We start from the raw sequence: 19,814 nt of genomic DNA, 5'->3' as shown, positions 1-19,814 counted from the left end.
AGATGAAAAAGTACGAATTCATGTACATTATCCGCCCAAACATTGATGAGGAAGCGAAAAAAGCTGTTGTTGAGCGTTTTGACGGCATTTTAACTTCTAACGGTGCGGAGATCATCGAATCTAAAGATTGGGGTAAACGTCGTTTAGCGTATGAAATTAACGATTTCCGTGAAGGTTTCTACCAACTAGTACACGCTAACGCAGAAACTGCTGCGGTTGAAGAGTTTGACCGTTTAGCGAAAATCAGCGACGACATTATCCGCCATATCGTTGTTCGTGAAGAAGCAAAATAATCCGTTTAAATAAACTACACTTTCTAAATGTTTCACGTGAAACATTTAGGAAAAAAGGAGTTGATTCTGATGATGAACCGAGTCATTTTAGTTGGTCGTTTAACTAAAGATCCGGACCTTCGTTACACGCCAAATGGGGTCGCTGTTTCTACATTTACATTAGCTGTTAATCGTGCTTTTACGAATCAGCAGGGCGAACGTGAAGCCGACTTCATTAATTGTGTTGTTTGGCGTCGTCCAGCAGAGAACGTAGCAAACTTTTTGAAAAAGGGTAGTTTAGCAGGAGTAGATGGCCGCCTTCAAACTCGTAACTACGAGGGACAAGATGGTCGTCGAGTATATGTAACTGAAGTTCTTGCCGAGAGTGTACAGTTTCTTGAGCCGAAAAGCGCTTCTTCTAATTATGAACAGCGTGGCGGTGACAATGGCATGTACGGCGGCGGACAAAAGAAACAAGACTTCCCATTTGAGCAACAGAATCAACAACGAAGCAATAATAACTCAGGTTATACACGTGTGGATGAAGATCCGTTTGCAAATGATGGTCAACCGATCGATATTTCAGATGATGATCTTCCATTCTAATTGATAAAAAAAGGAGGGAAATGAATATGGCAGGTGGACGTAGAGGTGGACGTAAACGCCGGAAAGTATGTTTCTTTACAGCTAACGGCATTACACATATCGATTATAAAGATGTAGATCTTTTGAAAAAATTTATCTCTGAACGTGGAAAGATTCTTCCACGTCGCGTAACTGGAACAAGTGCTAAATACCAACGTCGTTTAACAATCGCAATTAAACGCGCTCGTATGGTGGCTCTTCTTCCATTCGTATCTGGAGAATAATTAAAGATCATTTAAGCAACAAGGAAGCCATCCTTGTTGCTTTTTTCTATTTTAGGGGGGAAATCTTCATCCACCATGTTATTGGCTTTGTTTGTATCTATAGCTGTGTATCTTGCTTAATATATATCAAATAAATATATATCAAATAAATATTTATTTATTTTGAAAAAAGCCGATAAATAAAGTGAAACTTCAATCAGCGGGGGTTTTCTCCATCCCCCACTGATTGTTAGTTGAACGGATCGGGCGTTTACGGGCTGTTGATCGCCCACTTACACGGCTATGCTCCTTCTGCCATGTTGAGGTGGGGGTCTTACAGCCTGTTAATGCGGGATAAATGAAGAGCATATTAGATAAATAGGTGGTGGTAACTTTGAAGTCAATTAAAGCCAAATTAATCATTCCTTTGATTCTATTACTTGTCCTGTCTTTTGCCATTATTATTATCTTTACTAATAATCAGACGGAAAAAAGAATGACGAAGGAAATTATCAATCAGACAGAAGCAATGGTTGAGCAAATGAAAGAGGCTACTCAATTATTTTTAGGACAACACGAAAAAAGCATCGATCTGTTGTCGGATCATCCTGTTGTATTAAACTATGGGAATGAGATAATCAAGTCAGGCAACAGTAAGCAAAAAGCGTCTTTAGAAAAAGCATTAAGAGATTATTTAGACTCATATGGTGATGTGGAGAATGTTTATTTTGCTACGTCAAAAGGAACAATGGATATTTATCCGAATTCACTTCCGGAAGATTATAATCCGTTAACGCGAGAGTGGTATCAACAAGCCGTTGCATCAGGTGAAGACATCGTTTGGAGTGAACCTTATGTCGATGCAGCTACCGGTGAATATGTCGTAACACTTTCTAAGTTAGTGAAGGATCAGAACAAAGTAATTGGTGTGCTTGGAGCAGACATTAATTTAACTACATTAACAGAAAAAATTAGTGATATGAATATTGGTTATAAGGGCTATGCAGTCGTTTTTTCAGATCAAGGATTAGGCATCGCTCATCCTACGGAAAAAGGACAAGATTTAAGTAAATATGATTTCATTCAACAAATATTAAATGATTCTGTGGCAAAAGGTGTTATTACTTATCAGTTTAAAGATGAGAATCGTATATTTGTCTATGATACTGTTGAAAATACTGCATGGAAAATTGGTGCATCCTATAAACGAGAAAACATGCTTAGTTTAGCAAAAACTATTCAACAGACACTGATCCTTACTGGAATGTTTGTTTTAGTGCTAATGATCGTATCGATTTGGATAATTTCAGTTAAAATTACGAAGCCTATTAACACGCTTCAACAATCTGCTAGAAAAGTAGCAACAGGGGACTTAAGTGTACAAGTAGAAGTAACAACTCGAGACGAGGTAGGGCAGCTTGCTTCTTCTTTTAATGAAATGACTAGTAATATGAAAGAAATCATTTCAATGGTCAATCATTCAGCTTCAAATGTGACAGAAGCAGCAGAAAATTTAAGTGCAGTGTCAGAAGAGACGAATGCGTCAAGTGAACAGATTGCTACTGCTATTAGTGAAATTGCAAAAGGGGCAACCAAGTCGGCAGAAGAGTCTGCTGAAGCAACTGAGCGATCGCATCATCTCGGTGACCAGATGAACATTATTACGAATCAAGCAGCAGATATGGCAAATGCCGCGAAGAAAGCTGAGGAAGCACAGAAAGCAGGTCTTCGCCAAATACAAGAGCTAGGCCAATCAAGTATAGAATCCAAGCAGTATATTGATGAGATGGAAGAAGTGATCACCGCTTTAGAAACAAAAATCAAATCAATTGAGCTTGTCATCCAAACGATTACTGATATTTCTGCTCAAACGAATCTGCTTGCGTTAAATGCCTCGATTGAAGCGGCTCGTGCGGGAGAACATGGAAAAGGATTCGCGGTAGTAGCAGATGAGGTTCGAAAGCTAGCTGAGCAATCAGGGGAAGCTACAGATCAAGTGAAAGAAATTATCACGGATATACAAGGTGGATCACATCAAGTAGTGAACCAAATGATAAAAACGAAAGAGAACTTTGATCAGCAGACGGTCGTTGTAGAAGCAACGGAGAAAATATTTACCCGCATCTCTTCCTTAGTAGAGGACATGGAAAATGCTATTACGAGAATTAATAGTGAAATTCTTGAAGCGGCTGAGGCGAAAAATGAAGTACTACAAGTGATGGAAGGTATTGCAGCAGCATCTGAACAATCAGCAGCTGCTAGTGAAGAAATTAGTGCTTCTGCTGATGAACAGCTTCGAGCGATTGAATTAGTCACAAGGTCATCAGAAAGCTTGATGGGATTAAGTATTGAATTGAAACACGCGGTAGAGCGTTTTAAATTGAATTGATCATAACAGCACATCGGCGATTTAGTCGATGTGCTGTTTTTGTTGCAAAAGTAAAATAAACAAAATCTTTACAATAGTTCTATATAACCGATAGGTAAAAGAGACTATAATTAAAAACAGTGATGCTATAGAAAGGCGTGAATCAACTGAGATCTATTCGATTAAAGTTCATAGTACCTATTTCTATTTTATTATTCAGTTCATTTGCTTTTATAATTATTTTTACAGGATGGAAAGCGGAAGAGAAAACAAAGGCAAATGTTTTAGAGCAGACAAAAGGAATTGTGAAAGAATTAGAGCACTCTTCTCAACAGTTTTTACAAAAATATGATGAGAGTATTCAGTTATTATCAGAAAGCCAACAAGTCAAAGCATATGGTCAATCGATAAACGCGACTGCGGAAGTAAAAAGCCTGGCTGAAAGAGATCTTCAAGAGATTTTCAATCAATATACTCGTTTATATCAAGATGTATTGAATGTGTATTTCGTGGCACCGAATAAACAATTTAAAATGGTACCTGCTACTAAGCTACCTAATGATTATGATCCGACTAGTCAAAGCTGGTTTACGTCAGCCGTTAACGACAAGAACTCCGCTGTATGGAGTCAACCATATGAAAATGAGTCAGGGAATTATATTATTACCGTATCGAAATCATTATATAGTGGAAAGAACTTAATCGGGGTAGTAGGGGCGGATATTAATTTGACGAGCCTGACCAACCATATTAATGATTTAGATGTTGGGTATAAAGGATATCCTGTCATTATGGCGGAAAATGGGGATGCAATTGTTCACCCAAAAGAAAAAGGAAAGAATTTAACCGAGCAGCCTTTATTTAAAGGGGCAGTGACTAGCGAGAAGGATAGTGGAATATCAATAGATCAAGGTGAAAATCAGCTGTTTGTTTATCAGAGGGTGGATCATACGAACTGGACAGTGGGAGCGGTGTTCAATGAAGAAGAATTAATCAGTGTAGCGAAAGAAATTAGACAAATATTATTCATTACTGCGCTGTCCATTTTTGTGATCATGATGATAGTTATTTACTATTTATCAGCTAAAATAACGAAACCAATTGAGCAGTTGAATCAATCGGTTAGTGAAGTCGCTAAAGGCAATTTACATATGAAAGTGCAGATAAACGGTAGGGATGAAGTCTCTCAACTAGGTCATAGCTTCAATCATATGATTGATAGTATGAGAAATATTATTGCAGTTGTTTCACAATCAGCACAAAACGTCAGAGAATCCATTCATGAATTAAAAACAACGGCAGAAATATCAGCCGTTTCCAGTGAACGTACGGTCGTAGAGATCAACGAAATTGCTGTTGAGTCGGCTAGCTCTGCAAATAAAGCCCAATCAGCTAAAGAACAATCTGAAGGCTTAAGTGAAATTATTAATGCCGTTTCGAATAAAACGGAGAAGATGTCTGCTTTTGCCTTAGATGCCGACCGGGCTAATCAACGAGGGGTGGCTCACATTTACTCTTTACAGCAATCTAATGATACCTCAAAGAAATTTATCGACTCAACAGAGCAAGTGATAACCGAGTTAGGAAATGAAATTCAACAAATTGAAACAATCATTCATACGATTACAGATATTTCAGCCCAAACGAATTTGTTAGCTTTAAATGCGAGCATTGAAGCTGCTCGAGCAGGGACTTATGGAAAAGGATTTTCAGTCGTTGCTCAAGAAGTTCGCAAGCTTGCTGAACAATCTAGCCAAGCAACACAAGAAATTCAAGAAATGATCGCAATCATTCTAGAAGGCTCCAACAAGGCAGTGAGTCAAATTTTTCAAACAAAGGAGAATTTCTCAGAACAAACCAAAGCGGTAAAACAAGCCAATCAAATTTTTGAGAACAACTCTACACTGATGGATAATCTGAAGGAGTTAATCGACTCACTACATCTTGATATGCAGCAAGTAGCGGTTAGAAAAGATGAACTTCTTGATTTATCTAGTTATATGGCTGCGCTTTCTGAACAGACAGCAGTATCCTGTGAAAAAGTAAATAACCATACAGATGAACAATTAAGAACGGTTCAATCTGTTATGACTGCGACTGATCAGTTGAATGAGCTGAATCAGGAGCTGCAACAATCGATTCAGCGCTTTCGTTTTCAAGATGGAGCGAATCGATCAGTGAATTAGATCGGTATGGACGTTACTTTTGATACTCGCCTCCTGTTTTTATAGGTTGGCGAGTTTGTTGTTTGTATAGCAGTACCGGGTCCTTTCGCTTTTCTAGTGTCAGAACATTTGCTTTTCGTGTCTAAACAGTCGGCTCCGCTTTTCTTTATTGTCTAGCTACAGTCCCCAGCGCCTAGTGGACTTCTACAATCCTCCTTGTGATAAGTCAACATCGATTCACTATCGTTCATCGTGTTTCCTTTATCTCGTGCGGATTGCTCCAGTCCATACGTCGCTAAAACATACTAACATTAGTAGCACAAACCAAGGCCAAGGTTTGTGCTACTATTTTTTTATAGTAGAAGTGAAGAAAGGTCGAACGGCCCCTGGGACCAAATCGAGTCCGTTTCAAAAACCGACCAACTTCACACCCTTATGTGAATCAGTTTAGTATGTTGGATCCGTAGAGATCGTGTATAAGAAAAGGGAATCGATAAGGCCCTGTGAAGACTTCTATGATTGGCTAAGAAGGAGAAATGAATATGCAACATGTAGTCGCTCTTGATGTGAGTATGGGGAAAAGTACGATGGTGATTTATAACCAATATCGTCAATGTGAATTTGAAGGAGAAATTCTTCATACCAAACCCTCATTTGAAGCTTTGAACGAAAAACTCCAAACATTAACAAAACAGGATGGACAAGCACCAGAGATTGTATTTGAAGCGACAGGTGTTTATTCCGCATCATTAGAACGCTTTTTCCAAACAGAAGGTTATATCTACCATCGAGTGAACCCTCTTGAAGCGAATCTTCAAATGGCATCGATGCGTCGACAAAAAACAGACAAAAGCGATGCACATGAACTGGCAAAATCACATTTTAAAGTAGAGCGTACAGCTACTTATCAAGAAGAAGGCTATTATAAACAAATGCGATCACTCACACGTTATTATGATGAACTAGATCGTGAAATCACTCATCTTTTCAGTCGCCTGCATGCCATTCTACAACTCAGTTTTCCAGAATTAGAAATCATATTTTCAACACGCTCGGCCCTTTTTCTCAATATTGTGCAGCTCTATCCGCATCCAGATGAGGTACTCACTTGTTCCAAAACCATCATTCGTAATCGGCTAAAAGCAAATACAAGGAAGAATCTATCTCTTTCGCGAGCAGAAGCGAAAGGACTCGCTTTACTAGAAGCTGCGAAAGATTCGTATCCAGCCATTTCAAAAGAGGATGTGCGTTGTGAACAAGTACGTGACTATGCGAAAAGGATCTCTGATTTAAAAGAAAAGAAAGAAGGGCTTGTGAAACAAATGGTCGAGCTCTCAAAGGAAAGAACCGAATACAACGTACTGATTTCATTTCCCGGTATCGGAGAAGCGACAGCTGTTCGTCTGATTGGAGAGCTTGGGGATATTCGCCGTTTCAAGAACCACAAGCAGTTAAATGCCTATGTTGGTATTGATGTGATGCGTTATCAATCAGGAAATACCTATTACAAAGATAAGATCAATAAACGAGGAAACAACAAGCTACGAAAAATCTTGTTTTATATGGTTCAGACCATGATTACATTACGTCGATTCGGTGGAAATCATTTGGTGGATTACTATGACAAATTAAAAACGCAACCTCAAGGAAAGCCCCATAAAGTTGCGTCGATTGCCTGTGTGAACAAGTTTTTGAAAGTGGCATTTCACCTGATCACACACCATATCACTTATGACTACGAAACAGCCTCAACCTGTTCGTAATTGGTTAGTCCTACTATAACATATTTGACCTTTCGAAAAAAACGAAATTTCGTTAGGTCTTTTTGGTATGCGCAAATTTGTTTCTGTAGGAAGGGGTACCCCTTCCTACAGAAACAAATTCATCTAACTAAATAAAATTCATCTAAAACTACTTGACTAGAGGTAAGAACGGGGCCTTCCGCTTTTCTTTAGTTGAAGGAAGAGGAAAAGGAGGATAAAATAGTAGGGATGGTCACTTTCTGTTTAGAGTGGGTAATTTGGAAAGTGTGTCAGCTATTATTTAATGAGGTGTTTGAGTGGAAAAGAAAAAAGTATTAAATGAAGGAATATGGATGCTGGCGCTGTTTATGGTTCTTTTGTTGGTAACAATTTATGTTCCAGGATTATCCCTGGTATCTAGCTTATTTCTCGTCCTTCCTTTTTTAGTGTTTAGTGCTAAATATCCAGTGAAACCATCGGTGATTTTTGGATTGATTAGTTTGCTGGCAGCGAGTGTAGTTGGAGGATTGGGGGCAGTGCCGCTAGCACTAGCTTTTGGTTCTACCGGGATTGTTATGGGAAGTATGGTGTACAAAAAACTAGATAAGCTGTCTATATTTATGGCAGGAAGTCTGACATTTTTGTTGAATATTATCTTGTTATACGTATCGACGATTTTGCTTACTGGGGTCAATATGGCAACAAAAATGAACGAAGCGTTTAAGCGTTCTTTTCAAGAGTCGGTGGACTTAATGAAAGAGCTTGGTCAACCGTTGCCGGAAGAAGCAGTGGAACAAATTCAGGAAGGAATCTCCTTTTTCAGTACTTTAACTCCTAGTTTATTTGTTTTAGTTGCTTTTGCAGCGGTACTTTTATTTATTCTTGTGAACTTTCCTATATTAAAAAAGTTAAAGATTGATGTTCCTCATTTCCAACCGTTTCGGATGTGGAGAATGCCTACAAGCCTTTTATGGTACTATTTAATCTTGTTGCTTCTGAGCTTTGTCGCAATCCCAGAAGCAGGGAGTGCCTGGTACTCAACCTATGTAAACTTAATGTTTATGTTGCAATTTTGTTTAATTATACAAGGGCTATCTTTTTTCTATTTCTTTGCTTATATAAAGAAATGGTCTAAAGCTGCGCCAATCGTTTTAACGATTTTTTCAATTCTATTTCTTCCGCTTCTTTATCTTGTAAGATTATTAGGTATAATTGACTTAGGTTTTGATTTGCGACAGCGCCTTCAACAAAAACCATAACTTGTTGCTTTACTTTTAATTTTAGGAGCTGAAATGATGCTTTCTTACTACAGTCGGCAGAAGATTCAACTTCTGCTATATGGAATCATGTTGGTTTTATTTCTCTCATTAGTTGTGCTTGCTTTTTACAACTGGTTCGCGGCATTAGTTGGTTTAGCAATAGGCGCCATTGTTTTTTTTCTCTTGTTCCGGGCGGAAAGAAAGATTCATGAAGAAATTGAACTTTATGTAACCACACTTTCCAAAAGGGTGAAGTGGATTGGAGAAGAAGCCGTAATGGAACTGCCGATAGGGATCCTTTTGTATAACGAAGACTATTACATAGAATGGGCAAACTCTTTCCTTTTGTCCTATTTTCAAAAGGATACGTTGGCAGGAGATTCTTTATACGAGGTTGCAGAAGCGGTTATTCCAATTATTAAAAATGAAAAAGGCGATATCATTCAATTAAATGAACAGGAATTTAATGTGATGATCAAGCCGAAAGAAAAATTGCTTTACTTTATCGATATTTCAGAGCAAATGAAAGTTGCCCGAAAACAAGAGGAAGAACAAACGGCACTATTGATTATTTACTTAGATAACTATGACGATTTAACGCAGGGAATGGATGACCAGACCCGTAGCCATTTAAATAGTATGGTCACCTCTATTTTGAATAATTGGGCAAAAGAGTATGGTATCTTTTTAAAGCGTATTTCTTCTGAGCGTTTCTTTGCTGTACTGAACCAAAGAATATTACACAAGCTTGAAGAAACGAAATTCTCCATTTTGGATGAGGTGCGAGAAAGGACAGCGAAACAAGCTGCTTCCTTAACGTTAAGTATCGGTGTAGGACAAGGAGACATATCATTACCAGAGCTTGGGGATATAGCTCAATCAAGCTTAGACTTAGCTCTCGGTCGTGGTGGTGATCAAGTAGCAATCAAACAATTAAATGGAAAAGTAAAGTTTTATGGTGGGAAGACAAACCCTATGGAAAAGAGAACGCGCGTCAGAGCCCGTGTGATTTCTCATGCGTTAAAAGAATTAGTAACTGAAAGTGACAAAGTGATTGTCATGGGACATAAATACCCCGATATGGATGCGATTGGAGCATCTATGGGTATTCGACGCGTGGCAGAAATGAATGACCGGGAAGGATATATCGTCCTTAATGCCTCGGAAATTGATACGGCCGTCAAACGTTTAATGGCGGAAGTCAAGAACAGTTCGGATCTATATTCTCGTGTGATTACACCAGAAGAAGCTTTAGATATAGCAACAGATGATACGTTACTGGTTATTGTCGATACGCATAAACCTTCGCTAGTGATTGAGGAAAAGCTTTTGAATAAGGTCGAGAAGGTTGTTGTGATTGATCATCATCGTCGAGGGGAAGAATTTATTAAAAACCCACTGCTCGTCTATATGGAGCCTTATGCTTCATCCACGGCCGAATTAATCACCGAGTTGCTTGAATATCAGCCGAAAGTGAAGAAAGTGAATAGGCTTGAGGCAACAGCTCTATTGGCGGGAATTGTGGTCGATACGAAAAGCTTCTCACTTAGAACGGGTTCAAGAACGTTCGACGCGGCCTCCTATTTACGGGCTCATGGAGCGGATACCATCCTCGTTCAAAAGTTTTTGAAAGAGGATGTTGATACGTATATTCAACGGTCACAAATTATTGAAACGGTCTATTTTTATCGGGGTGGCATTGCTATTGCGAAAGGAAATAACCATTCTGTGTATGATTCAGTCATGATTGCACAAGCGGCTGATACCCTTCTCACAATGGATGGGGTACAAGCTTCATTTGTCATCGCCTACCGTGAACAAGATATAATAGGGATTAGTGCACGTTCGCTCGGTGATGTAAATGTTCAATTGATCATGGAGCAATTAAACGGTGGAGGCCATTTATCGAATGCCGCCACACAGATGAAACAAACAACCGTTGCCGATGCAGAAATTCAGCTGCAAAAAGCAATCGATGAATTTTTTGAAGGAGGTCATGAAGAATGAGAGTTATATTCTTACAAGACGTAAAAGGAAAAGGTAAAAAAGGAGAAGTTAAAAATGTAGCCGATGGTTACGCTCATAACTTTCTAATCAAAAACGGTTTAGCTGTAGAAGCAACAACTGGCAACCAAAAAGCATTAGATGCTCAAAAAAGAAAACAAGCCGAGCTTGTTAAACAAGAATTAGAAGATGCAAAAAAATTAAAAGAAGTCGTCGAAGCATTAACAGTAGAAGTTTCTACTAAAGCAGGAGAAGGAGGCCGTTTATTCGGTTCCGTAACGACGAAACAAATTGCCGATGCATTAAAGAAAGCACATAATATTACGCTTGATAAGCGCAAAATGGATTTGCCAGATGGCATTCGTGCATTAGGTTACACAAATGTGCCTGTGAAGCTTCATAATGAAGTATTTGCCACATTAAAAGTTCATGTAACGGAAGAAAAATAATTCGTTTCATGCTAAAATAATAAGGTTGAAAAAATGTGATCGGATGTTTCTGGTCACATTTTTTTATCAACGAGATTTTTCTTTAAGGGAGAGGTAAGCGATGAGCGATGTTATGACTGATCGAATTCCGCCGCAAAGTATTGAAGCGGAACAGGCTGTTCTTGGAGCCATTTTCTTAGAGCCATCCGCTTTAACGGTTGCTTCTGAGATTTTGATACCAGAAGATTTCTACCGTACCGCCCATCAAAAAATATATAATCATATGCTGAAGCTGAACGATGACGGCAAAGCGGTTGATGTAGTGACCGTGACGGAAGAGCTAGCGGCTATTAAAGATTTAGAAGATGTCGGCGGCGTCATCTATTTAACCGAATTGGCTGAATCTGTTCCGACAGCGGCTAATATCGAATATTATGCTCGAATTGTTGAAGAAAAATCGCTTTTGCGTCGATTAATTCGCACAGCGACCCATATTGCTCAAGAAGGCTATAGTCGGGAAGATGAAGTAGAAGCGTTACTAAGCGAAGCAGAAAAAAGCATTATGGAGGTGGCTCAACGAAAAAATACGAGTGCCTTTCATAATATTAAAGATGTTCTTGTACGCACGTATGACAACATTGAAATGCTGCATAATCGCAAAGGTGATGTAACTGGGATTCCAACAGGATTTGCCGATCTTGACAGCATGACAGCTGGCTTTCAACGCAATGATTTAATTATTGTAGCGGCTCGTCCATCTGTCGGTAAAACCGCTTTTGCTTTAAATATAGCGCAAAACGTGGCAACGAAAACGGATGAAAATGTCGCGATCTTTAGCCTCGAGATGGGGGCCGAACAGCTTGTGATGCGGATGCTTTGTGCTGAGGGGAATATTAATGCTCAAAACTTGCGGACAGGTTCACTCACTGATGAAGATTGGCGCAAGCTGACGATGGCGATGGGCAGTTTGTCTAATTCAGGGATTTATATAGATGATACACCAGGTGTGCGCATTGGTGAAATTCGTTCGAAATGCCGTCGCTTAAAGCAGGAGCAAGGGCTTGGCATGATTTTAATTGATTACTTGCAGCTTATTCAAGGTAGCGGTCGCTCTGGTGAGAACCGTCAGCAGGAAGTATCGGAAATTTCCCGTTCATTAAAGGCGCTCGCCCGTGAACTCGAAGTGCCCGTTATTGCTCTTTCGCAGCTATCTCGTGGCGTAGAGCAGCGGCAAGATAAGCGTCCAATGATGTCTGATATTCGAGAGTCTGGATCGATTGAGCAGGACGCGGATATTGTTGCCTTTTTATATCGAGACGATTATTATGATAAAGAATCCGAGAATAAGAATATTATCGAAATCATTATTGCTAAACAGCGTAATGGTCCTGTAGGTACGGTTCAGCTAGCTTTTGTGAAGGAATATAATAAGTTTGTTAACTTGGAACGGCGGTTTGATGAAACCGGATGACATATATTAAAAACCAGCAGTTTAAGCGAAAAACTGCTGGTATTTTTTTACGAACAAATACCAAAAAATATAACATAATGTTCGTGTTTCACGTTTGACTTCTTTTACTTTAACCTGTTAAAATAAAACGTGCTTCATATAAAAAGAAATTTACGGACCCTTCGGAGGTGCTTATACATGTCGTCAGTAGTAGTAGTAGGAACACAATGGGGCGATGAAGGAAAAGGGAAAATCACTGATTTCCTTTCAGAAAATGCAGAAGTAGTAGCGCGTTATCAAGGTGGTAACAACGCAGGCCACACAATTAAATTTAACGGTGTTACGTACAAATTGCATTTAATTCCATCAGGTATCTTTTATAAAGATAAAATTTGCGTGATCGGCAATGGGATGGTTGTAGATCCTAAAGCGTTAATTCAAGAATTAAAATATTTACATGATCAAAATGTTTCTACAGATAACTTGCGCATCAGTAACCGTGCTCATGTCATTCTTCCTTATCATTTGAAAATTGATGAAGTAGAAGAAGCACGCAAAGGCGATAACAAAATCGGTACAACGAAAAAAGGAATTGGCCCAGCTTACATGGATAAAGCAGCACGCATCGGCATCCGCATGGCAGACCTTTTAGATCGCAAAGCATTTGAAGAAAAACTAACTCGCAACTTAGAAGAGAAAAATCGTTTGCTTGAGCGCTTCTATGAGACAGAAGGCTTCAAGATTGAAGATATTCTTGACGAGTACTATGAGTACGGTCAACAAATTAAACAATACGTTTGTGACACATCTGTTGTTTTAAACGACGCATTAGATGAAGGTCGTCGCGTATTATTTGAAGGGGCTCAAGGTGTGATGTTGGATATCGACCAAGGTACATATCCATTCGTTACATCTTCTAACCCAGTAGCTGGTGGTGTAACGATCGGTTCTGGTGTAGGCCCAACGAAAATCAACCACGTTGTCGGTGTAGCAAAAGCGTATACTAGCCGCGTAGGAGATGGCCCATTCCCGACAGAACTTCATGATGAAATTGGCCACCAAATTCGTGAAGTAGGCCGCGAGTACGGTACGACAACTGGCCGTCCACGCCGCGTTGGTTGGTTCGACAGCGTTGTTGTTCGACATGCTCGTCGTGTCAGCGGTTTAACGGATCTTTCTCTTAACTCTATCGATGTACTGACAGGTATTGAAACAGTAAAAATCTGTGTTGCTTACCGTTACAAAGATCAAGTCATTGAAGAATATCCAGCAAACTTGAACATTTTAGCTGAATGTACACCAATTTATGAAGAGCTTCCAGGCTGGACAGAAGATGTCACTGGCTGCAAAACATTAAATGAGCTTCCTGCCAATGCTCGTCACTACTTAGAGCGAGTATCTCAATTGACAGGTATTTCATTGTCTACGTTCTCTGTAGGACCAGACCGCAACCAAACAAACGTTGTTCGCAGCGTTTGGGCGCAAGGATAATACAAAAAGCACCGGCTTCTCGAAAAGGAGAAGCCGTTTTTTTGTATTTTAGCTCGTTCTTCGATGTTCTATCTGTTTCTTTGATCTTCAAGCAGTCTGCCGTTTTAATAGGTAGGCTATTTCCTTTTAGAAAAGATGATCCAACAAGCTCTTTTTCTATTAATAAACTTTTTTCGACATATTTTTTAAAAAGCTATTGTCAGAGTTAGAACCCTGTGATAATATTAACAACGTTGTTAGCAACAAACAGTGTTTCGAGCCATTAGCTCAGTTGGTAGAGCATCTGACTTTTAATCAGAGGGTCGAAGGTTCGAGTCCTTCATGGCTCACCATTTTATGGAATGGCCCGTTGGTCAAGCGGTTAAGACACCGCCCTTTCACGGCGGTAACACGGGTTCGAATCCCGTACGGGTCACCAAGTTTTATTTAAATAAAATTAACCTATATTTATGGTCCGGTAGTTCAGTTGGTTAGAATGCCTGCCTGTCACGCAGGAGGTCGCGGGTTCGAGTCCCGTCCGGACCGCCATAAATGAATCATTTACTTTGAATCGTTTACTTTGAATCGTTTACTTTTTAATGAATCCTATTTTCTTATTAGTCGGCCATGACTTCTAAGAGTAACCTCTTTGGTGGCCGCTCAGTCTTTTGTTAACTACATATTAGTTTGGCTCAGTAGCTCAGTTGGTAGAGCAATGGACTGAAAATCCATGTGTCGGCGGTTCGATTCCGTCCTGAGCCATCAAAGAAGCATCGCGACGATTATAACTCTCGCGGTGTTTTTTTTGTGAAAGAAAACATACATAAGGATATTTGGGTATATATTCATATTTACTATTAAAGGATGAAAAAGGTCGTTGTTCATGATACAGTTAATAGATGTGGTATTGATGTTGAGAGAAAAGTCTCTTAAAGGGTCTGACATCCATAAGAATATCTCAATGAAGAGGATTTTCTCTTTTAAAATAGTAGATATTATTATTTGGGGTCAGTCCTTTTTGCTCTGCTAGGAGTAAATAAAAGGTGGCAGAAATCGGTGTTTTCTTATGATAAAATAAAGGAACAACCTCTTCACTGAATAATTTGATGATAGATATTTTTTGATTTTTGAAGAAAAGAGGAGATCGGAATGCAAAAAAAAATATTAGTTGTAGATGATGAAAGGCCAATTGCAGATATTTTGCAATTTAACTTAAAAAAGGAAGGCTATGAAGTTCATTGTGCGTACGATGGAGATCAGGCTGTAGAGATGGTAGAAGAAGTGCAGCCGGACTTGATTTTATTGGATATTATGCTTCCGGGACGGGATGGAATGGAAGTGTGTCGTGAAGTAAGAAAGAAATATGAAATGCCAATCGTGATGCTAACAGCTAAAGATTCGGAAATTGATAAAGTGCTTGGCCTTGAACTAGGCGCGGATGATTATGTAACGAAGCCATTTAGTACAAGGGAATTGATTGCTCGGGTGAAGGCAAATTTACGTCGCCACCAGGCTGCCCCTGCCCCAGCGGAGGAAGAGGACGATACAAATGAAATTACAGTAGGCACATTGACGATTCTCCCTGATGCTTATACGGTATCTAAGCGTGGAGAAACGATTGAGCTTACTCATCGCGAGTTTGAATTGCTTCATTACTTAGCAAAACATATTGGGCAAGTGATGACAAGGGAGCATTTGTTGCAAACGGTTTGGGGCTATGATTATTATGGAGATGTTCGTACAGTGGACGTCACCGTTCGCCGCTTGCGTGAAAAAATTGAGGATAATCCGAGTCACCCATCTTGGATTGTAACGAGAAGAGGGGTAGGCTACTACTTGCGTAATCCTGAACAGGAGTAATCATACATGAAAAAAGTGGGTTTTTTCCGTTCGATACAATTAAAGTTTGTATTAATTTATGTACTGCTCATTTTATTCGCTATGCAAATTATTGGCGTTTATTTTGTCAATGAATTAGAGCAGAAACTCGTCACAAATTTTAAAAGCTCTTTGCAAGAGCGAGTGAATTTGCTTGAGTACAATTTAAGGGAAGAAATGTTGAAAGAGCGAACGGCGGATATGCCGACGCTGGAGCAGGATATCCAAAAAATATTAGAGGATTTTTCAGCTCCTGATATTGCGGAAGTGCGGGTCATTGATGCTCGTAGTCGAATTATTGGAACATCTGATCCGACGAAACAAGGAACGATCGGCCAAAGAACAACAGAGATCTCAGTGAAGAGGACGCTTTCTGTTGGAGCAGAAGAAGATAAGATGTATGTCGATGAGCAAACGAATAAGCGTGTTTGGGTGTTAACATCTCCAATCATTTCGAATCGAGAAGTGATCGGTGCGATTTATTTAGTTGGAAAAGTCGAGAATGTGTTCGCACAAATGGATGAAATTAATGAAATCTTATTTTCTGCAACTGCGCTTGCTCTAGGGGTAACGGCTATTCTAGGTGTGCTGTTAGCTCGTACAATTACCCGTCCGATCACGGATATGCGTCGTCAAGCTGTCGCGCTTGGAAAAGGAAATTTTTCTCGAAAGGTGAAAGTGTATGGGCAAGATGAGATCGGTGAGTTAGCGGTCACGTTTAATAATTTAACGAAGCGACTTCAGGAAGCTCAGGCTACTACGGAGGGAGAAAAAAGAAAGTTGTCATCAGTTCTGTCCTATATGACAGATGGGGTAATTGCAACCGACCGGAGAGGCCGCGTTATTCTAATTAATGAACCAGGAGCTAAGCTATTAAATGTTTCACGTGAAACAGTGATTTCTCAGTCGATTACATCATTGCTTGGTTTAGAGGAAGAATATTCATTTGAAGATTTACTGAATGAACAAGATTCGGTGATATTAGATTACAGTAATGAAGAAGGACCGTATATTTTACGTGCCAACTTTTCTGTTATTCAAAAAGATACTGGTTTTGTGAATGGATTAATTACCGTTCTTCATGACATTACAGAACAAGAAAAAATTGAAGCCGATCGTCGTGAATTTGTGGCTAATGTTTCTCATGAATTGAGGACGCCATTGACGACAATGAGAAGTTATTTAGAGGCATTAGCAGATGGAGCTTGGCAAGATCCTGATATTGCTCCTCATTTTCTAGAAGTAACACAGACCGAAACAGAGCGAATGATCCGACTTGTGAACGACTTATTGCAGCTATCTAAATTTGACAGCCGTGATTTTCAGTTAACGAAAAAAGAAGTGAATTTCACAAAATTTTATAATCGAATTATTGATCGATTTGAAATGACAAAATCTCAAGATGTCACATTTAAGAGGCAGCTACCTAAATATCCGATTTATGTGGAGATTGATACTGATAAGTTAACACAGGTACTGGATAATATTATTTCTAACGCCTTGAAATACTCTCCACAAGGAGGCCAGCTTACGTTTAAGGTGGAGGAACAATCGAATGCTATTGTTGTTAGTGTCCGTGACCAAGGAATGGGGATTCCGAAGAAAAATCTTGAACGGATTTTCGAACGCTTTTATCGAGTAGATCGTGCTAGAACTCGAAAAATGGGCGGTACGGGATTAGGGCTTGCGATCGCTAAGGAAATTGTCGTCGCACATGATGGCGATATTTGGGCGACTAGTGTAGAAGGTAAAGGAACAACCATTTTCCTTACGCTTCCATATGAGCTATCTCAAGAGGATGATTGGTTATGAACTATGAACACATCAAAAATATTGTTTTAGTCGCGCTGGTCTTTACTAGCATTCTTTTGACGTTAAGCATCTGGAATTATCAACCGAGTTTAGAAACCATTGAAGATGATTACATCCATGAAGTGTCTATTGGTGAAACGCGGGAAGCAGTTGACCTCATTAAGCCATCTAAAGTGTTGTACCATGATGGAGACCGCCATTTTGGTACAACGAATGAAAAAGAGATCGATAATATGATGAAAGAACTGCAAAAATGGACATTTAATGAGCCGAAAAATATTTCAAGTACAATCACTGATAAAGAATTTGATCAATTAGTATATGGAAGTAATAAAATGGAATTGGTATTTCCAACATTTATTCCCTTCTATACAATCAATACATTATGGTCATTTCACGATCAAAAAGTTCCCAATGCTGTTTTTGATCGAATAGTGATTAGCCGGATGAATACAAAAGATAAAAAAACGAACGTTTATTTTGTATCAATGAACGAACGGCTCGTGTTTGAAAGTCAAGTTTCGTCAGCTACATTAGGTGCATTTAAAAGAAATTATTCGAATCAAGCTCCTAAATGGGATGTTTATTTGTCTAAGGAATTAGAGGATGACCGTCAGCTATTTTTACCAGAAGGTTCATCTTCTTTGATGAGATATAAATACTATCCAGATGATATTGATACCGTCAAATTTAAAGATGCATTATTTACAGATCCAAGCATTGTAAGAAAAGGGACGAAGCCAGAAGGTGAAGAGTATACAGATGGCTCGAGTTTAATGGAAGTAAATTATGAAAGCAAGACGATTGAATACGTCAATCCCGCCAAGGAACCAGAAGCTGTACGTAGCGGGGAACTACATGGGTTAATTGATAGAAGCATTAATTTTGTCAATGAACATAGCGGTTGGACTGATCAATACCGTTTATTTGAAGCGACACCAGGCTCTCCGCAAATTAGCTATCGGTTATTTATTGACGGTCAGCCAGTTTTTAATGAGCAGGGTATGGCAGAAATTAAACAAAATTGGAATAAGGAACAAATTTATCAATATGATCGACCGTACTTCACATTAGATATTTCAATTCCTTCTGAGGCTGATGAGGTGAAATTGCAAGATGGGTCAGCAGCTTTCAATCAAGTGAAACAGCAGAAAAACTTTGATTTAAAGCTATTAGAGGATATGGTGGTAGGCTATGATTTACATCATGACCCACAAACCGATAAAATTCTCGTTCTTGAGCCAGCGTGGTTTTATAAATACGATGGACATTGGAAGAAACTTTTATGGAATGAAGGAACGGAGGATACTGTTCATGGATTGGAGTAAAACAAAATCAATATTTATTGCTGTTTTTCTAATTTTGAACATCTTCCTGCTTATCATGTTTTTCAACAAAGATCGTGCCAATCAATATGTCGCCATGAAAGAAGAGCCCATTGAAGAAAAGCTGAAAGAGTACAATATTGAATATAAAGAATTACCTAACGACGTCACAAAAGCAGCGATCATTACAGCTAAACCGAAAAAATTTTCGAAAAAAGAGTTTGAAAAGCTAAATGATCAGCAAATCCAGCTATCCGATAGTCAAATGATTGTTTCTAGTAAATTGCAAAAGCCTGTACCGTTAGGGGAAGATAAAGTCAATGATCTCCGCTCTTTTGTGAACAACCATGTCGTTCATGGAGAAGAATACCGCTATTGGGGCATGGATGAAAAGAAGAAAAAAGCCATTTTCTATCAGCACGTCGATAATAAAAAGTTGTTTGAAAATACTAATGGCAGACTTGAAATTCTCTTGAATGATAATGGAGAGATTACCATGTATAAGCAAACACTTTTAGGGCAAGTAGAGGAAAATGATCAGAAGGAAACGATCATTCAAGCCTTTCAAGTAATTCAAAATCTATATAAAAATGGGCTTATTAAACAGAACAGTGAAATATCAGATATTGAGCTTGGCTATTATACGGTTGTCAAGGTAACAGAGGCACAAGTTCTTTCCCCTACTTGGTACTTTGAAATAAAAAATAATGGCAAAGTCGAACAAGTTTATGTCAATGCATTAGACGGAACGATTTACAAAAACGAAACAGGTGCTTAAAAATAAATGGAGTGA

At 39.0% G+C, this 19,814-nt stretch carries 15 protein-coding genes, 4 tRNA genes and 2 pseudogenes; all 21 read left to right on the top strand.

Going from position 1 to position 19,814, the window contains the following annotated elements; genetic code table 11:
* The first annotated feature begins 2 nt into the window (after positions 1-2).
* The 21 genes and pseudogenes from rpsF (at position 3) to WDJ61_RS18290 (ending at position 19,799) form a co-directional block, all read left to right on the top strand.
* Positions 3-293 carry a 30S ribosomal protein S6 gene (rpsF, locus tag WDJ61_RS18380; RefSeq protein WP_338752406.1) on the top strand — a complete coding sequence of 97 codons (291 nt, stop codon included), beginning with the start codon at positions 3-5 and terminating at the stop codon, positions 291-293.
* A gap of 69 nt (positions 294-362) precedes the next feature.
* The gene (gene ssb / locus WDJ61_RS18375) at positions 363-878 is read left to right on the top strand and encodes a single-stranded DNA-binding protein (RefSeq protein ID WP_338752404.1); all 516 of its coding nucleotides are present in this window, start codon (positions 363-365) and stop codon (positions 876-878) included.
* Between the two features lie 26 nt (positions 879-904).
* A complete protein-coding gene (gene rpsR / locus WDJ61_RS18370; RefSeq protein WP_338752401.1) occupies positions 905-1,141 on the top strand; it encodes a 30S ribosomal protein S18 in 237 nt (78 codons plus the stop codon).
* Between the two features lie 475 nt (positions 1,142-1,616).
* Positions 1,617-2,561 (top strand): annotated as a pseudogene (locus WDJ61_RS19205) (cache domain-containing protein); the annotation flags it as partial.
* On the top strand, positions 2,559-3,509 hold the full coding sequence (locus WDJ61_RS19200; protein WP_413789111.1) for a methyl-accepting chemotaxis protein: 951 nt from the start codon (positions 2,559-2,561) through the stop codon (positions 3,507-3,509). The pseudogene WDJ61_RS19205 and the gene WDJ61_RS19200, both read left to right, overlap by 3 nt.
* Before the next feature lie 137 nt (positions 3,510-3,646).
* Positions 3,647-4,705, top strand: a pseudogene (locus WDJ61_RS19195) (cache domain-containing protein); the annotation flags it as partial.
* On the top strand, positions 4,700-5,674 hold the full coding sequence (locus WDJ61_RS19190) for a methyl-accepting chemotaxis protein (protein WP_413789110.1): 975 nt from the start codon (positions 4,700-4,702) through the stop codon (positions 5,672-5,674). The pseudogene WDJ61_RS19195 and the gene WDJ61_RS19190, both read left to right, overlap by 6 nt.
* Before the next feature lie 521 nt (positions 5,675-6,195).
* Positions 6,196-7,416 carry an IS110 family transposase gene (locus WDJ61_RS18355; RefSeq protein WP_338751673.1) on the top strand — a complete coding sequence of 407 codons (1,221 nt, stop codon included), beginning with the start codon at positions 6,196-6,198 and terminating at the stop codon, positions 7,414-7,416.
* Between the two features lie 296 nt (positions 7,417-7,712).
* The gene (locus WDJ61_RS18350) at positions 7,713-8,654 is read left to right on the top strand and encodes a YybS family protein (RefSeq protein WP_338752395.1); all 942 of its coding nucleotides are present in this window, start codon (positions 7,713-7,715) and stop codon (positions 8,652-8,654) included.
* A 36-nt stretch (positions 8,655-8,690) separates the two neighbouring features.
* Entirely contained in the window at positions 8,691-10,661 is a 1,971-nt protein-coding gene (locus tag WDJ61_RS18345) for a DHH family phosphoesterase (RefSeq protein ID WP_338752394.1), read from the top strand.
* The gene (gene rplI / locus WDJ61_RS18340) at positions 10,658-11,107 is read left to right on the top strand and encodes a 50S ribosomal protein L9 (protein WP_338752393.1); all 450 of its coding nucleotides are present in this window, start codon (positions 10,658-10,660) and stop codon (positions 11,105-11,107) included. Before WDJ61_RS18345 ends, rplI begins: the two co-directional genes overlap by 4 nt.
* Positions 11,108-11,207: 100 nt before the next feature.
* Positions 11,208-12,557, top strand: a complete 1,350-nt coding sequence (dnaB, locus tag WDJ61_RS18335; RefSeq protein WP_338752391.1) for a replicative DNA helicase — start codon at positions 11,208-11,210, stop codon at positions 12,555-12,557.
* A 177-nt stretch (positions 12,558-12,734) separates the two neighbouring features.
* Positions 12,735-14,027, top strand: coding sequence for an adenylosuccinate synthase (locus tag WDJ61_RS18330; protein WP_338752389.1), 1,293 nt, complete (start codon positions 12,735-12,737; stop codon positions 14,025-14,027).
* Positions 14,028-14,283: 256 nt separating this feature from the next.
* Positions 14,284-14,359 (top strand) — tRNA-Lys (locus WDJ61_RS18325).
* An 11-nt stretch (positions 14,360-14,370) separates the two neighbouring features.
* Positions 14,371-14,445, top strand: a tRNA-Glu gene (locus tag WDJ61_RS18320).
* A 33-nt stretch (positions 14,446-14,478) separates the two neighbouring features.
* A tRNA-Asp gene (locus tag WDJ61_RS18315) sits at positions 14,479-14,555 on the top strand.
* 140 nt (positions 14,556-14,695) lie between these two features.
* Positions 14,696-14,768: transfer RNA gene (locus WDJ61_RS18310), tRNA-Phe, on the top strand.
* 387 nt (positions 14,769-15,155) lie between these two features.
* Positions 15,156-15,866 (top strand): response regulator YycF, encoded by a 711-nt coding sequence (gene yycF / locus WDJ61_RS18305; protein WP_338752387.1) that lies wholly within the window; start codon positions 15,156-15,158, stop codon positions 15,864-15,866.
* Between the two features lie 6 nt (positions 15,867-15,872).
* Positions 15,873-17,696, top strand: coding sequence for a cell wall metabolism sensor histidine kinase WalK (gene walK / locus WDJ61_RS18300; RefSeq protein WP_338752385.1), 1,824 nt, complete (start codon positions 15,873-15,875; stop codon positions 17,694-17,696).
* Positions 17,693-19,024, top strand: a complete 1,332-nt coding sequence (locus WDJ61_RS18295; protein ID WP_338752383.1) for a YycH family regulatory protein — start codon at positions 17,693-17,695, stop codon at positions 19,022-19,024. Before walK ends, WDJ61_RS18295 begins: the two co-directional genes overlap by 4 nt.
* Positions 19,011-19,799: a two-component system regulatory protein YycI gene (locus WDJ61_RS18290; protein WP_338752381.1), complete on the top strand. Its 789-nt coding sequence runs from the start codon at positions 19,011-19,013 to the stop codon at positions 19,797-19,799. Before WDJ61_RS18295 ends, WDJ61_RS18290 begins: the two co-directional genes overlap by 14 nt.
* Positions 19,800-19,814: the final 15 nt, after the last annotated feature.

Origin of the sequence: Bacillus sp. FJAT-52991 (assembly GCF_037201805.1) — a bacterium.
Taxonomy (GTDB): Bacteria; Bacillota; Bacilli; order Bacillales; family Domibacillaceae; genus Bacillus_CE; species Bacillus_CE kandeliae.
The sequence above is the reverse complement of the archived record's forward strand: the minus strand, read 5'-3'. Positions and strand labels throughout refer to the sequence as shown.

Coding starts and splice junctions, on each gene's coding strand:
- rpsF (WP_338752406.1), top strand. CDS start 3: ATGAAAAAGTACGAATTCATGTACATTATCCGCCCAAACATTGATGAG.
- ssb (WP_338752404.1), top strand. CDS start 363: ATGATGAACCGAGTCATTTTAGTTGGTCGTTTAACTAAAGATCCGGAC.
- rpsR (WP_338752401.1), top strand. CDS start 905: ATGGCAGGTGGACGTAGAGGTGGACGTAAACGCCGGAAAGTATGTTTC.
- WDJ61_RS19200 (WP_413789111.1), top strand. CDS start 2,559: ATGACTAGTAATATGAAAGAAATCATTTCAATGGTCAATCATTCAGCT.
- WDJ61_RS19190 (WP_413789110.1), top strand. CDS start 4,700: ATGATTGATAGTATGAGAAATATTATTGCAGTTGTTTCACAATCAGCA.
- WDJ61_RS18355 (WP_338751673.1), top strand. CDS start 6,196: ATGCAACATGTAGTCGCTCTTGATGTGAGTATGGGGAAAAGTACGATG.
- WDJ61_RS18345 (WP_338752394.1), top strand. CDS start 8,691: ATGCTTTCTTACTACAGTCGGCAGAAGATTCAACTTCTGCTATATGGA.
- rplI (WP_338752393.1), top strand. CDS start 10,658: ATGAGAGTTATATTCTTACAAGACGTAAAAGGAAAAGGTAAAAAAGGA.
- dnaB (WP_338752391.1), top strand. CDS start 11,208: ATGAGCGATGTTATGACTGATCGAATTCCGCCGCAAAGTATTGAAGCG.
- WDJ61_RS18330 (WP_338752389.1), top strand. CDS start 12,735: ATGTCGTCAGTAGTAGTAGTAGGAACACAATGGGGCGATGAAGGAAAA.
- yycF (WP_338752387.1), top strand. CDS start 15,156: ATGCAAAAAAAAATATTAGTTGTAGATGATGAAAGGCCAATTGCAGAT.
- walK (WP_338752385.1), top strand. CDS start 15,873: ATGAAAAAAGTGGGTTTTTTCCGTTCGATACAATTAAAGTTTGTATTA.
- WDJ61_RS18295 (WP_338752383.1), top strand. CDS start 17,693: ATGAACTATGAACACATCAAAAATATTGTTTTAGTCGCGCTGGTCTTT.
- WDJ61_RS18290 (WP_338752381.1), top strand. CDS start 19,011: ATGGATTGGAGTAAAACAAAATCAATATTTATTGCTGTTTTTCTAATT.